This window comes from Methylotenera versatilis 79 (genome assembly GCF_000384375.1).
Taxonomy (GTDB): Bacteria; Pseudomonadota; Gammaproteobacteria; order Burkholderiales; family Methylophilaceae; genus Methylotenera_A; species Methylotenera_A versatilis_B.
The window spans coordinates 2,466,239-2,479,236 of sequence record NZ_ARVX01000001.1; the positions used below are offsets into that span (position 1 = coordinate 2,466,239).

The 12,998-nt window shown below is 40.4% G+C and carries 16 protein-coding genes; 13 read left to right on the forward strand and 3 right to left on the reverse strand.

Going from position 1 to position 12,998, the window contains the following annotated elements:
- Window positions 1-229: 229 nt before the first annotated feature.
- Complete coding sequence (locus METVE_RS0111875) at window positions 230-1,699, reverse strand: CHASE3 domain-containing protein (protein WP_020168709.1); 1,470 nt, start codon at window positions 1,697-1,699, stop codon at window positions 230-232.
- Window positions 1,700-1,812: 113 nt separating this feature from the next.
- Here METVE_RS0111875 and METVE_RS12745 point away from each other — a divergent pair, with 113 nt between their 5' ends.
- From METVE_RS12745 to METVE_RS12630, 9 genes are all read left to right on the forward strand, one after another.
- Window positions 1,813-1,986 carry a DUF1328 family protein gene (locus tag METVE_RS12745; protein WP_020168710.1) on the forward strand — a complete coding sequence of 58 codons (174 nt, stop codon included), beginning with the start codon at window positions 1,813-1,815 and terminating at the stop codon, window positions 1,984-1,986.
- Between the two features lie 160 nt (window positions 1,987-2,146).
- Entirely contained in the window at window positions 2,147-2,305 is a 159-nt protein-coding gene (locus tag METVE_RS12750; protein WP_020168711.1) for a DUF1328 domain-containing protein, read from the forward strand.
- 117 nt (window positions 2,306-2,422) lie between these two features.
- Window positions 2,423-2,845, forward strand: a complete 423-nt coding sequence (locus METVE_RS0111890; RefSeq protein WP_020168712.1) for a DUF883 C-terminal domain-containing protein — start codon at window positions 2,423-2,425, stop codon at window positions 2,843-2,845.
- A gap of 73 nt (window positions 2,846-2,918) precedes the next feature.
- Window positions 2,919-3,395, forward strand: coding sequence for a phage holin family protein (locus METVE_RS0111895; protein ID WP_232496453.1), 477 nt, complete (start codon window positions 2,919-2,921; stop codon window positions 3,393-3,395).
- A gap of 85 nt (window positions 3,396-3,480) precedes the next feature.
- Entirely contained in the window at window positions 3,481-4,113 is a 633-nt protein-coding gene (locus METVE_RS0111900) for a response regulator (protein ID WP_020168714.1), read from the forward strand.
- A 100-nt stretch (window positions 4,114-4,213) separates the two neighbouring features.
- A complete protein-coding gene (locus tag METVE_RS0111905; RefSeq protein ID WP_232415338.1) occupies window positions 4,214-4,711 on the forward strand; it encodes a response regulator in 498 nt (165 codons plus the stop codon).
- A gap of 67 nt (window positions 4,712-4,778) precedes the next feature.
- Window positions 4,779-5,249, forward strand: a complete 471-nt coding sequence (locus METVE_RS0111910) for a hypothetical protein (protein WP_020168716.1) — start codon at window positions 4,779-4,781, stop codon at window positions 5,247-5,249.
- Window positions 5,250-5,333: 84 nt separating this feature from the next.
- Entirely contained in the window at window positions 5,334-5,783 is a 450-nt protein-coding gene (locus METVE_RS0111915; protein WP_020168717.1) for a hemerythrin domain-containing protein, read from the forward strand.
- Window positions 5,784-5,814: 31 nt separating this feature from the next.
- Window positions 5,815-6,273, forward strand: coding sequence for a DoxX family protein (locus METVE_RS12630; RefSeq protein ID WP_020168718.1), 459 nt, complete (start codon window positions 5,815-5,817; stop codon window positions 6,271-6,273).
- A gap of 96 nt (window positions 6,274-6,369) precedes the next feature.
- On the opposite strand, the gene METVE_RS0111925 is transcribed toward METVE_RS12630, so the two are convergent.
- Together METVE_RS0111925 and METVE_RS0111930 are read right to left on the reverse strand one after the other, a co-directional pair.
- Window positions 6,370-7,302, reverse strand: coding sequence for a TraB/GumN family protein (locus METVE_RS0111925; protein ID WP_020168719.1), 933 nt, complete (start codon window positions 7,300-7,302; stop codon window positions 6,370-6,372).
- A 156-nt stretch (window positions 7,303-7,458) separates the two neighbouring features.
- Complete coding sequence (locus METVE_RS0111930; RefSeq protein WP_020168720.1) at window positions 7,459-9,657, reverse strand: YgiQ family radical SAM protein; 2,199 nt, start codon at window positions 9,655-9,657, stop codon at window positions 7,459-7,461.
- Window positions 9,658-9,848: 191 nt separating this feature from the next.
- Here METVE_RS0111930 and METVE_RS0111935 point away from each other — a divergent pair, with 191 nt between their 5' ends.
- From METVE_RS0111935 to METVE_RS0111950, 4 genes are all read left to right on the forward strand, one after another.
- The gene (locus METVE_RS0111935; RefSeq protein WP_020168721.1) at window positions 9,849-10,577 is read left to right on the forward strand and encodes a heavy-metal-associated domain-containing protein; all 729 of its coding nucleotides are present in this window, start codon (window positions 9,849-9,851) and stop codon (window positions 10,575-10,577) included.
- Window positions 10,578-10,597: 20 nt separating this feature from the next.
- Window positions 10,598-11,296 carry a leucyl/phenylalanyl-tRNA--protein transferase gene (gene aat / locus METVE_RS0111940; RefSeq protein ID WP_020168722.1) on the forward strand — a complete coding sequence of 233 codons (699 nt, stop codon included), beginning with the start codon at window positions 10,598-10,600 and terminating at the stop codon, window positions 11,294-11,296.
- Window position 11,297: 1 nt separating this feature from the next.
- A complete protein-coding gene (locus METVE_RS0111945; RefSeq protein ID WP_020168723.1) occupies window positions 11,298-12,020 on the forward strand; it encodes an arginyltransferase in 723 nt (240 codons plus the stop codon).
- Between the two features lie 109 nt (window positions 12,021-12,129).
- Window positions 12,130-12,993, forward strand: a complete 864-nt coding sequence (locus METVE_RS0111950) for a prephenate dehydrogenase (RefSeq protein WP_020168724.1) — start codon at window positions 12,130-12,132, stop codon at window positions 12,991-12,993.
- Window positions 12,994-12,998 lie beyond the last annotated feature (5 nt).

Sequence of the window (12,998 nt, forward strand, 5' to 3'; positions counted from 1 at the left end):
TTGATAACTAATTTAAAACACAAACCAGATTCTGTTGGCGAATTTAATCGCACACTGATTTGTGTAATGTCGCCATATTACGTAGGAGAGCGTGTTTAACACATCCAACTTATACTGATTGTATTGTCAGATTAAGACTACAGAATGTTAGAAAAATGCTTAGCGCATTAGCGTTAATACGCTTAGTTGGATTTAATTTAAGAAGAGTAATATTGAATGAAACTATAAATTAGGCCTCAAAATCAAGAGGAATCAAAGCGCGTGTTCTAACGCCTTTGCCTAGTTCGCTTGATATTTCAAAATGCCCGCCAATAGCTAATACACGATGTCGCATGCCAGACAAACCATGCGTATTTCCATTTAAGGCATTCATATCAACGCCAACACCGTTGTCCTCGATTTCCACTTTGATATACTGCGCATCCACAAGCACATCAACAGAAATTTTGCTAGCTTTGGCATATTTATTCGCGTTATTAAGCGTTTCTTGCACAATGCGGTAAGTGACTAAACTCAGTGTTTCATTCAATTTTGTATTTTCATCGGGCAAGTTTACAGCCAGTTCCCATTGATTGCGTTCAGCCGCATCATGAATCAGCGAATGTAACGCAGGCCAAAAACCAAAAGTAGATAACATGGCAGGATGCAGTTCTTGTACGATATGGCGCTGATATTGAATGCCTTGATCGACATAACTAGTGGTTTTGCGTAACTTAGTCACCACTTCTTGGGCAACTTCTGGCACAACATCTTTCATCTTCTTAATCACCCAGGCAAGATCCATTTTGGTTGCGGTAAAAATAGAACCTAATTCATCATGTAATTCGCGGGATAGTTTATGTCGCTCACGCTCCACATCGGCCTGATAATCAAGCGCCAAACTACGCAACAATTTAGTTTGTTGCTGCAGCTTTTCTTCATAAATCGTATTTTCTTTGGATACGCGCTGTTGCAGCTGACTTTTAATCACAATTTCCGCCAGCAATTGCTTAATCACCAACACTACAATCCAAATTAATACTAATGCGCTGCCATAGATTGAAATACGCGCGATTAAAATCGTGCGCTGTTTAATTTTAGTTTTTTCGTTTAAAACATTATTTTGATTTTCAATGACAATGTCGGTGTGCTCCATGAACTTCATCATTTCAAGTAGACCTTCATCCAAGCTCATCACTTGCCGCGCTACAAGCGGTTTGCCTGTCCTACTCAAATTAAGCGTCAATTTCATTTCGGTGGCTTTTGACTCTAAGCTCGCAGAAATAGCTTTTAACCACTCGCGCTGTTCAATTTGTTCATTGCCTGACGTAGTGTTAATAATCAACTTTTCAATCTTATCGATATTTTCTCTACCAGCAGTTAGCGCCGTTTCGAACGGCTCAATATATTCTTCTCTTTTGGTGAGTAAATAACCGCGTTGTGCACTTTCGGCTTTATATAAATTGGTTTTTAATTTATTTAAGGTGACGATATTGGTTCTAATTTGATTGATTACAATATCTTGACGGCCGATTGAAAGTATCCAATTGTCGCTATACAGCACAGATACCATCGTAATCAGCAAGGCCACAGCCAACATTGCAATGGTGCGCCCGCCCAACAACACAATCAGCTTTTCAAACACGCGCCAACATACATCAATGTAGAACATGAATTTTTCTAACACTTTATTGGCAAATTTTTGTGTAGTGGTGCTCAAAATTTGTAATCGCTCTCTGACATCAAAATCAGATTATAGCGTCTAATCCGTTGAAACTGGCTTGGTATGATGTGAGCATAGGTTTAACTTACTGATTTTATAAAGGATCCATTATGCTGTATTACGCATTCGTTTTTTTCGTTATTGCCGTTATTGCAGGCTTGTTAGGATTTAAAGGTGTGGAATCTGGCGCCACAAAAATCGCTAAGTTTTTCTTCTTCATCTTTATTATCTTAGCGCTATTAGTTGTTGCCGCCGCAGTACTCGGCATTAGCTTGGTATTTTAATTGAAGCCAAGTAATTAGCGCCTTGTAAGCGCTTTCTGACAAAACTATCAGATAAAGGCTGCTGATTGCAAAAATGGCATTTACGTAAAGTAGCAACTGTGCATTCAACGTACTTAATTTACAACATAATTAATAATATAATTTTATAAGGAGGTTCAAAATGCTTCATTACACCGTGGTATTTTTTATCATTGCAATCATTGCCGCAGTTTTTGGCTTTGGTGGTATCGCAGCTGGTGCAACTGAAATTGCAAAGATTCTATTTTTTGTATTTTTAATTGTGACTATCATTTCGTTCATCATGGGTAGAAAACGTTAATTAATTGAATTTTTTGGTCAATTTTTTGACTAAAAATAGCGTTAACTATCTTAATTTTTATTTAATCGTTACATAAATTTGTATTTTATAAATTGACATATATAAAGGAAATTCACCATGTTTAATTCAAACAAACAAGAAGAGTTAAAAGATAAAGCAGCTAACTTGGCTGACACTGTTAAAGACAATGTAGAAGACGTTGCAAACGACGTTAGACGTAGCGCCGAAAGAGTTGGCAGCAACTTGCAACAAAAAACGTTAGAAACTAAACATGAAGCTTTAAGCGTGGTTGATAGCTTGAAATCATTGATCAACCAATATGCCAGCTCTTCAAACGTTGAACAGATTAAAAATCAAATCTTAGACAAAGCTTATGAGTTAAAAGGCACTGTTAAAGATGAGGTTTCACATGCTTATGCTGCGGGCAAAGAGCGTACCGTGCACACAGTGCAAGATAAACCTTTAGTGAGCTTAGGCTTGGCGATTGGTGCTGGTTTATTGTTGGGTTATATTTTAGGTTCTAAACAATCTGATCGATAATAGTCTGCAGTAAAACAATAAAAACATTAATCCGACAAATTAACCCGAGACATGACTTATGTGGAACACTGCGTTGAAATTAGCTGCCCAATTATTGATTGCCAAATTCTTGCGTAACCGTATGCAAGATGCGCAAGAGCATTTTACAAGTAATGCTGCAGGTCATTTTAGCGAAGTGAAAAGAAATATTGCGGCGCTGGTTGAAAGCCACGCCTCTTTATTTAGACAGCAATTGAATCAAGATATGAAACGCGCCGCCAATAGTTTTATTGGTCTCGTGGTTATCTTTTTAGCACTGTTATGTTCCGGGTTAACGGCTTTAATGTGGCTGTTTGCAACAGCATGGAACAGCCCCCACCGCGATATAATATTAGGAGTAACAATGATTTTACCGTTATTAGTCAGCATAGGTATTTTCTTTGCTATCCGCCACACTTGGAAAAAACAACCGCTTTTTTCAAAATCTATGGTACAAGTTGAAAATGATTGGCAAGTATTCAAAAACGGCCTTGATGGCACAGCGGATACTTCAGATGAAGCCAATCGATAATTTTTTGATTGAATTTGCAGGTTAACTTTGGCAGGTTAAATAGTATTTATCCTGCTATACCATTTGGATTTAGGCTCACTTATTCATGAAAAATGTTCTGTTAGTTGACGACCACAGCATTGTGCGTCAAGGTTTAAAAAACCTGATTGCGCTTGAAGCAGATTTAACTGTGACAGGCGAAGCTGGATCGGGTTTAGAAGCCATTAAAATGGTACGCGTCAATCAATATGACATCGTCGTATTAGATATTTCGATGCCAGACAAAAATGGCGTAGATACTTTGCATGATTTAAAACATGTTGCCCCCGATTTACCGGTGTTAATTTTAAGCGGTTATGCCGAAGCGCAATATGCGCTCAATCTCATTCGTAACGGCTGTAAAGGCTATTTATCTAAAGATGCGGATTCTGATGAGATCATCAAAGCCATCCGCACTATCGCTAACGGCAAACGTTATATTTCAGCCGAATTAGCCGAATTAATGAGCGAGCAACTCAGTCATCCAACCGAAAAACAATTGCACGAAACCTTAAGCGACCGTGAATTTCAAGTATTTTTTAAATTATCCAGCGGTTTAACCGCGACTGAAATTGGCGAAGAGTTAAATATTAGCGTTAAAACCGTCAGTACTTACCGATCACGCATTTTAGAAAAGATGAGCCTTAAAACCAATGCTGATCTAACTTATTATGCGATCAAAAACGGACTAATCACATGATTAAATCTTTGTCATTGATTTCAGAAATTGTAGCCGTCTGTAAGACGGAAGCGGATAGTATTGACATACTAAATATCGTAGTATCTGTGTTGGATATTTAATGAGTGATAACGAACAATACAAAATGTCAGATTTTAATAAAAATCTAACGAACAAATCTGCACAAAACACCAGTGTTTTAGGTGATGCAAAACGCAAGCTTGAACCAATGAAAATGTTATTAGTAGAAGACTCTACTTTATTACGCGAAGTATTATTCGAAACTATTAACAACTTGGAGCAAGTTGCAGTAGCTGGCACAGCAGACACGCAACTAAGAGCGATGGAGTTGTTAAACGTAGAACCATTCGACATTTTGTTATTAGATATTGAACTGGCACAAGGTAATGGTTTTGAAGTGATTCGGCATATTCAAAAAGCTGGCTATCCTTTTCCACAACCGATTTTGATGATGTTAACGAATCATGCGCACCCGCATTATCGTAGCTTAGCAAAAAGTTTAGGCGTGCATTATTTCTTTGATAAATCAATGGATTTTGATTTGGCCATTGAAGCAATTGAATTGGAAGCTGATCGATTTTCAAACGCACAGCATTAATGGCTGTATAAATTAATGTTTAATTTTTAACTGTTAAGCTTTGCATAAAGGCTTGTGTATAAAACTTATGTTAAATATTCAAACTTGGGAGCTGATTAGTTATATCGTTACCGCCTTTGGTTTGCCATTAGGTATTTTTGCTTTTATTTGGCAACAACGTAAAGAGCGCGAAAACGAAGAAGAAGCCGTCTACCAAATGTTGTCAGACGCTTATACCGATTTCTTAAAATTGGTGATGCAAAACCCAGATTTGAAATTACGTTCACAAAGTGAAATCAGTGATTTAACTGAAGAACAACGCGAACGTATCCATGTGATCTTTGAAATATTGATTTCGTTATTTGAACGCGCTTATTTGTTGGCCTATGAAGACAATATGTCTGGCAAACAACGTCGCAGATGGGCTTCGTGGGATGATTACATGCGCGAATGGTGTGAACGCGATGATTTCAGATTCAAGTTACCGCGCCTTTTGCAAGGTGAAGATGCCGATTTTTCAGCTTACATTCAAAAAATCGCAAATGAAGAACATATGTAAGCCTTAAAGTTAACTATCAATAGGCATTAAGTATCTGTTAATAATAAAGAATTGCTAATCACACTTCTATTAGCTGGAGTTAATATGAACATTTACGAAGCATTAAGAGCAAGCCACGATACGCAAAGACAGCTTTGTGATGAATTATTGGCCAGCGAACCCAACGCACAATCGCGTAAACAATTATTTAAAACATTAAAAGTCGAATTAGAAGCGCACGCCGCGGCTGAAGAACGCTTTTTGTACTGTCCGATTATGATGGAAGATGCTGGTCTTTCTATCTCACGTCACGCGCTGTCAGAACATCATGAAATGGAAGAGTTGATGGAAGAATTAACCACCAACGATCCAACTGTGCAAGGCTGGTTAACACGCGCGAAAGCCTTGTGCGATAAAGTGCATCATCATTTAGATGAGGAAGAAAAAGCCTTCTTTCAATTATCAGGAAAATTACTGAGCGATAAGCAAAAAGACAGCTTAGCCAAAGATTATTTAAGCGATTACGAGCGGCTTAAAACAAAATATAGCAGTTAATGTTATTGAACGGATTTTTAAGTGAATTTCTGTGAATGAATTTAAGGATAATTTGGATTTTCAATCCGCTAATTATCAACAGAATCGACATTGGAAAACAGCTGCTAGAATCTTTGTAACAACTTGGTTTGTAATTGGCGGCGTCATGCATTTTGCCAATCCTGAGCCCTTCTTGCGCATTATGCCGCCGTATATTCCGTTCCATTTGGCTTGCGTATATATCAGCGGAGCGTTTGAGTTATTAGGCGCAATTGGCTTGTGGATTAAGCCTGTCAGAAGTTTAGCGGGCTATGGCTTAATGGCGTTAACGACAATCGTCACGCTTGCCAACATTTATATGTATCAACATCCCAACTTATTTCCCAGCATTCCAGAATGGCTATTAGTTGTGCGTTTTCCAGTACAAGCTTTATTGATTTGGCTAATTTGGTGGTGTTCCAGGCCAGAAAAATCTAGCACTTATGTCAACATTAAATTGCCAGTGACTTAATTGTTTGCAAAGTAATTTAATGATTCGTTTTAAAAGTTACTCAATTAAATCAGTTAAGTTTTTTATAGTTAATAGCGATATTGGTAATTAATTGCGCTACTTGGTCATTCTAGTTAGCTTAAAACCTGCTTTTTTAAACGCATTGATCAAACCCGTTTTCCCCGCCAAATGTGATGCACCAACCGCCACAAATACTGGCTTTTCATTTGCCGCTTGAATGCTACCTTCTGCCATCACCAGATTGCGTTCATCCAGTAACTTAGTGCGCATCTTTGTCCAAATAGGTTTAGGCAACATGCCGCTAGTGATTTTTTCATCCAGCGCACTAATTTTGTCAGAGTCGCCATTCAAATAAGCGGTTATCAATCGCTCAAAATCTGCTTCTTTTTGTGCTTGCGTGCGTTTTAACACGGCGCGCAACATCACCAATTGCTCTTCACGGCTAAAATCATCCATCACACCAAAATGCGCTTTGCTGGTTTCTAATCCTTCAACATCCTTTAATAACTCTTCGGATTTTGTCATCAATAAATTATCTTGCGCAAAAGGCGTTTGCGGTTTGGGCAGATCAAATATCACCGCCAGCAACCAGGGTTTCATACGCAGCGCCGCATCCAGATGCATCACATGAAAATCTGCCAACTCACGTACTTGTTCAAGCTCTTGCTCAGTCAACATTTCGCGCAAAGTAGCGTCTTGCATCAGCAACGCATTAGGGTCTTTATTATCCTGCTTGGTTTCCATGATGAAAGTATCGACACTGTTGATTGCATCAATCACGCTAGGTGAGAAGTCGGTCACGCGATTGTCATCCGTGTGCATAGTGCCGAAAAGATAACTGACAATGCCAGTCGGTGATTCCATCTTCCAAAACAAGCCTTTTTCGGTGGCTTGCGATGTTAATGATGCGCTGAGTAGAAAGCCGATAACGATTGATTTGGCTGCGGATTGATAGCGAAACATGCAAAACCCTTTAAGTGAACGCTCTTTAAAGACTTTTAAATACAGCATTTGGTTCAGATTTGGCATGATTCGCCAGTTTAAAATATCAAAGCAAACTTAAGGTTAACACTTTTCTTGTGCTTAAAAAGTGGTTAACTTTTCGTTTGCTCAAGATAAAAAACCTGCTTGATTCAATGTTTGCTGAATTTAAACTGTTCTACCCAAAAACTATTTAACAATGGTTTATTTAATACGCGCTGGCCTTGCCGCGTTTTTCATATTGTTAAATGATTTCGGTAAGCTACCGTATTTCTTGGCTGGCAAGGGTTTATTGGATTTAAACGTACTGCCATCTGATTGACGGATAGCACCCATGACAGCAGGTTGGAATGCTGGCACCAGATGTTTTTTGCTATTACCAATCAAATCTTCGCGCCCCATTTTTTTCAAAGCTTCGCGCAATATTGGCCAGTTTGCAGGGTCGTGATAACGAATAAACGCTTTGTGTAATTTGCGTACGCCGCCCGCTTTTGGAATCGGCACATCTTCAGAATCTGCCGTCACTTTACGCAATGGATTTTTACCGCTGTGATACATCGCAGTCGCCATCGCCATTGGCGTTGGTGTAAAGTTTTGCACTTGATCTAGCCTGAAATCGTATTTTTTTAGCCAAAGCGCAAGGTTAAGCATATCGTCATCAGTCGTGCCAGGATGCGCTGCAATAAAGTATGGAATCAAATACTGCTTTTTGCCCGCTTCTGCACTGAATTTCTCAAACATGGCTTTAAATTCATCATACGCGCCCATGCCTGGCTTCATCATTTTGCTTAGCACGTTTTCTTCACTGTGTTCTGGCGCGATTTTCAAATAGCCGCCAACATGATGTTGCACCAATTCTTTGACATATTCTGGCGATTTAACCGCCAAATCGTAGCGTAACCCACTGCTGACTAATATCTTTTTAACGCCTTTAATGGCGCGAGCTTTACGGTATAGCTGAATCAGCGCGCTATGATCTGTGTTCAAGTTTTCGCAAATGCCCGGATAAACGCAGGACAGTTTTCGACACGACTGCTCAATTTTTTCAGACTTACAAGCAATGCGATACATATTGGCAGTCGGCCCGCCAAGGTCAGAAATGACGCCAGTAAAACCATCGACTTTATCGCGAATCTCTTCTACTTCTTTCAGAATAGATTCTTCACTACGGCTTTGAATAATGCGGCCTTCATGTTCGGTAATACTACAGAATGTACAACCGCCAAAACAGCCGCGCATGATATTGACTGAGAAACGAATCATCTCCCACGCAGGGATTTTGGCATTTTTGTAGATCGGATGCGGCGCACGCGCATATGGCATATCGTAGACGTAATCCATTTCTTTGGTCGTCAGCGGAATCGGCGGCGGATTCAGCCACACTTCCCTATCGCCATGTTTTTGCACCAGCGCACGCGCATTGCCTGGGTTGGCTTCTAAGTGCAACACGCGCGAGGCATGCGCATACAAAATCGGATCACGTGATACAGCCTCATAATCGGGCAAACGCACGACTTGTTTGCTTCTATCGGCTTTTGGCTTACGTACTACAGTGATGACATTAGTGCCTGTTGGTAATACTGGTTTTGCGCTACTCTCTTCTGTCGCGCAACTGGCATCCGCTTTGCCCATTTTCATTTCATACGGGTCAATCGGTTTGTCGATGGTGCCAGGGCGATCTAATTTAGTACTTTCAATCTCATCCCAACCTTCAGGAATCTGTTTGCGCAAAAAAGCGGTTCCGCGAATATCTTGAATATCCGCGACTTTTTCACCTTTAGCGATGCGATGCGTCAACTCAACCAGCGCACGTTCCGCATTGCCGTAAAGCAAAATATCGGCTTTAGAATCGACCAGAATACTGCGGCGCACTTTATCAGACCAGTAATCATAATGTGCGATACGGCGCAAACTGGCTTCAATACTGCCCACAACCAGTGGCACTTGACTGTATGCCTCGCGGCAACGTTGGCTATAAACCAGCACTGCGCGATCGGGGCGTTTATTGGGCGCAGCATCTGGCGTGTACGCATCATCACTACGAATCTTACGGTCAGCGGTATAACGATTCACCATGCTATCCATATTGCCGGCTGTAATGCCGAAATAGAGATTTGGCTTGCCTAATGCTTTAAATGCGCTGGCATTTTGCCAGTCTGGCTGCGCGATAATGCCGACTCGAAACCCTTGTGCTTCTAACAGGCGGCCCACTAAAGCCATACCAAAACTGGGGTGATCGATATACGCATCGCCTGTGACCAAAATAATGTCGCACGAATCCCAACCCAATACATCCATTTCCGCACGCGTCATCGGCAACATTTTGGCCGTGCCAAAACGCTTCGCCCAATAAGGACGGTAGGTATGAATCGGTTTCGCTAGATTATTGGTGTAGACTTCCATGATGGGCTAAGTAATAGGCCAGACAAATATTAAGCGCGCATTTTACGCTCTAATTGCTTGATTAAAAAGCTATTATTTGTAAGTTTGATGTAAAAATTGGTAATAGTTGACTAAACTGTGACAGTTATATCATCACCAATGGATCAAATTAAAAATTTTGACAATAGATTTAAGACAATGGAATTAAAACAATGAAAACTGTTTATTCAGTAACAGGTATGACCTGCGGCGGTTGCGTTAATCGCGTTAAAGCAACTTTGGCGCCATTTTCAGAGTCCGTCCAAGTAACACTTGAACCACCACAGGCAGTGCTAAAAAGTACAACTGCAGATTTGACTACATTGAATAGTGCGCTAGCAAAAGTCGGGCATTATGTTTTGCATCCGATTGAACAACCTGCTGCCAAATCAACAATAGCAGCCACGCAAACTGAGGTCGAAAAGACTAATTGGTTTACCACTTATAAACCTTTAATACTGGTTTTTGCCTATATTTTATTAGTCACTTTGGCAGTGGAATACACGCATGGTGAATTTATATTACATCGTTTTATGCCCAACTTTATGGCGGGTTTCTTTCTTGTGTTTTCGTTTTTCAAAATGTTGGATTTAGCAGGCTTTGCCAGCAGTTATGCCATGTACGATTTGCTGGCAAAACGTGTATATAACTACGGCTTTATTTATCCCTTTATTGAGCTAGCTCTTGGCATCGCTTACCTAATCAATTTCAAACCGCTACTCGTCAATGCAATCACGTTAATCGTTATGCTGTTCTCTAGCTTTGGTGTGATTAAAGCTGTGATGAATAAACAGAAAATCCGCTGCGCTTGCTTAGGCACGGGCTTTAATTTACCCATGACTACTGTCACGATTATTGAAGATCTATTAATGGCAGTGATGGCGGCTTGGATGTTACTTTAAGCATGTCCATTTATTAGGATTTGGTTAAATTGAGTATCGGCTATTACCAACTAGAGACTGGACAAGTCGCGGCGATTGAGAACGACTGCCCTTTTCCACCATTAAACCAGGCATTAACCGAACCCAATGGCTTAATTGCGATTGGTAGCGATTTAAATGCTGCGCGTTTATTAAGCGCTTACAGTCAAGGCATATTCCCATGGTTTAACGAAGGCGAACCAGTGATGTGGTGGAGTCCAAATCCACGTATGGTGCTATTTCCTGATGAGCTAAAAATTTCCAGCTCACTTAAAAAAACGCTTAAAAAAGAATTATTTGAAGTACGTTTCAACACTGCGTTTCGTGAAGTGATGACAGCTTGCAGCGAATCTAAACGGCTGAATCAAGCTGGCACCTGGATTTCAGCTGAAATGATTAACGCCTACTGTGATTTACACAAAAATGGTCACGCCATTTGTATGGAAAGCTGGCATAACAATCAGTTAGTAGGCGGCTGTTATGGCGTCATTATCAACAAGATGTTTTATGGTGAAAGCATGTTTCATACACAAACCGACGCTTCAAAAGTCGCTTTTGTGCATTTAGTTAACCACTTAAAAACATTAAAAATCGGCATGATTGATTGCCAGATGAAAACGCCACTGTTAACCAGCTTTGGTGGCCGCGAAATTGATCGCCAAGAATTCATGCAAAATTTGACCAAACTGGTAAACTTTTGACATGAGCTTACCGAATGAAAAGCCACTGCATAAACTACAGTTTTACGTCACCACGCCGTACAAATGCGGCTATCTGCCCAACAAACTCGCACAAAGTTTAATCGCTTCACCTCAACATTTAATCGATGCCAATATTTACAGCGGATTAATCAGCCAAGGCTTTAGACGTAGCGGAAAATTTGCCTACAGGCCACATTGCGAAAATTGCCGCGCCTGCATTGCTGTGCGATTAGTGTTAAGCGAATTTGTGCCTACTCGCGGCCAAAAACGCGCTTACAAACAACATGCCGATCTAACTGCAGAAGTATTGCAATTGCATTATAACCAAGACCATTTTGAGCTTTATAACAGTTATCAATCGCTGCGGCATTATGATGAAAACGCGACCGAAGCAAAGGATGACGAAGAGCAATATCGTCAATTTTTATGCCAAAGCAATGTGGAATCTCTGATGATTGAATTTAGAGATACCAATAATCAAGTCAAAATCGTCAGCGTGATTGATGTGGTCAAAGATGGCGTTTCTGCGGTTTATACGTTTTACGATGCGCTTGAAACCAAAGCCAGTTATGGAACTTATAGCATTATGTGGTTAGCCGAATGGACGAAAAGGTTCAATTTACCTTATCTATATTTGGGTTACTGGATACAAGACAGCCCAAAAATGGCGTACAAGCAAAAGTTTAACCCGCAAGAAAAGCTGATTGATGGTGAATGGCTGTGAATTAAAACTATGGGCTAACAAAAAAGCCTTTTGCTGAATTATTCTGCAAAGCGCCACATGCTACAATCGTGTTTTTTGATTTTTAAGCTATTTTCAGAAAACTTTCGCTGTGAAAAAACTCGTTATCTTTGGTGTGGGCTTGATTGGTGGCTCAGTTGCATTGGCTTTGAAAAAAGCACGATTTACTGCGCATATTGTTGGCGTTGGCCGTACAAAATCAAGCTTAAATGACGCCTTAAAACTAGGTGTGATTGATAGCGCAGAAACTGACATTTCCAAGGCTTTAAACGGTGCGGATCTCATATTAATCGCCGCGCCAGTCGCACAAACTACCAGCATTTTACAAAGCATTAAACCGCATTTAAATAGCCAAACCGTGATTACGGATGCTGGCAGTACCAAAGGTGATGTATTAGCCTGCGCAAAAGCCGTTTTAGGTAAGCAGTTCAATCAATTTGTTGGCGGCCATCCGATTGCGGGCGCAGAAAAATCAGGCGTTGAGGCGGCAAAAGTCGATCTATTTATTAACAAAAATATTGTGTTAACTCCCAATGCAGAAACCAGCAATGACGCCATTACGAGCGTGACACAGCTTTGGCAAGCATGTGGCGCAAACGTCAGCCAAATGTCTGCAGAAAATCATGATAGTATTTTTGCAGCAGTTAGCCATTTACCGCATTTGCTGGCATTTGCCTTGGTGGATGACATAGCAGCACGACCAAATGCTGCGCAATTATTCAGTTTTGCCGCCAGCGGTTTTAGAGATTTCACACGTATTGCCGGCAGCCATCCAGAAATGTGGCGCGATATTAGTTTAGCCAATAAAACGGCGCTATTAAATGAGTTAAGTGCTTATCAACTAGAATTAAGTCAATTAAAACAATTGCTTGAAAATGAAGATGGTGCGGGATTACAAGCTTTATTTGAACGTGCAAGTGTAGCGCGCAACAACTGGGCAAAACAGAATCAATAACCAAT

Bases quoted from the DNA above. Each gene is read 5' to 3' on its own strand.
- METVE_RS0111915 (WP_020168717.1), top strand. From the start codon at position 5,334: ATGAACATTTACGAAGCATTAAGAGCAAGCCACGATACGCAAAGACAG.
- METVE_RS0111935 (WP_020168721.1), top strand. From the start codon at position 9,849: ATGAAAACTGTTTATTCAGTAACAGGTATGACCTGCGGCGGTTGCGTT.
- METVE_RS0111890 (WP_020168712.1), top strand. From the start codon at position 2,423: ATGTTTAATTCAAACAAACAAGAAGAGTTAAAAGATAAAGCAGCTAAC.
- METVE_RS0111925 (WP_020168719.1), bottom strand. From the start codon at position 7,302: ATGCCAAATCTGAACCAAATGCTGTATTTAAAAGTCTTTAAAGAGCGT.
- METVE_RS12750 (WP_020168711.1), top strand. From the start codon at position 2,147: ATGCTTCATTACACCGTGGTATTTTTTATCATTGCAATCATTGCCGCA.
- METVE_RS0111910 (WP_020168716.1), top strand. From the start codon at position 4,779: ATGTTAAATATTCAAACTTGGGAGCTGATTAGTTATATCGTTACCGCC.
- METVE_RS0111930 (WP_020168720.1), bottom strand. From the start codon at position 9,657: ATGGAAGTCTACACCAATAATCTAGCGAAACCGATTCATACCTACCGT.
- METVE_RS0111900 (WP_020168714.1), top strand. From the start codon at position 3,481: ATGAAAAATGTTCTGTTAGTTGACGACCACAGCATTGTGCGTCAAGGT.
- METVE_RS0111905 (WP_232415338.1), top strand. From the start codon at position 4,214: ATGAGTGATAACGAACAATACAAAATGTCAGATTTTAATAAAAATCTA.
- METVE_RS0111945 (WP_020168723.1), top strand. From the start codon at position 11,298: ATGAGCTTACCGAATGAAAAGCCACTGCATAAACTACAGTTTTACGTC.
- METVE_RS12745 (WP_020168710.1), top strand. From the start codon at position 1,813: ATGCTGTATTACGCATTCGTTTTTTTCGTTATTGCCGTTATTGCAGGC.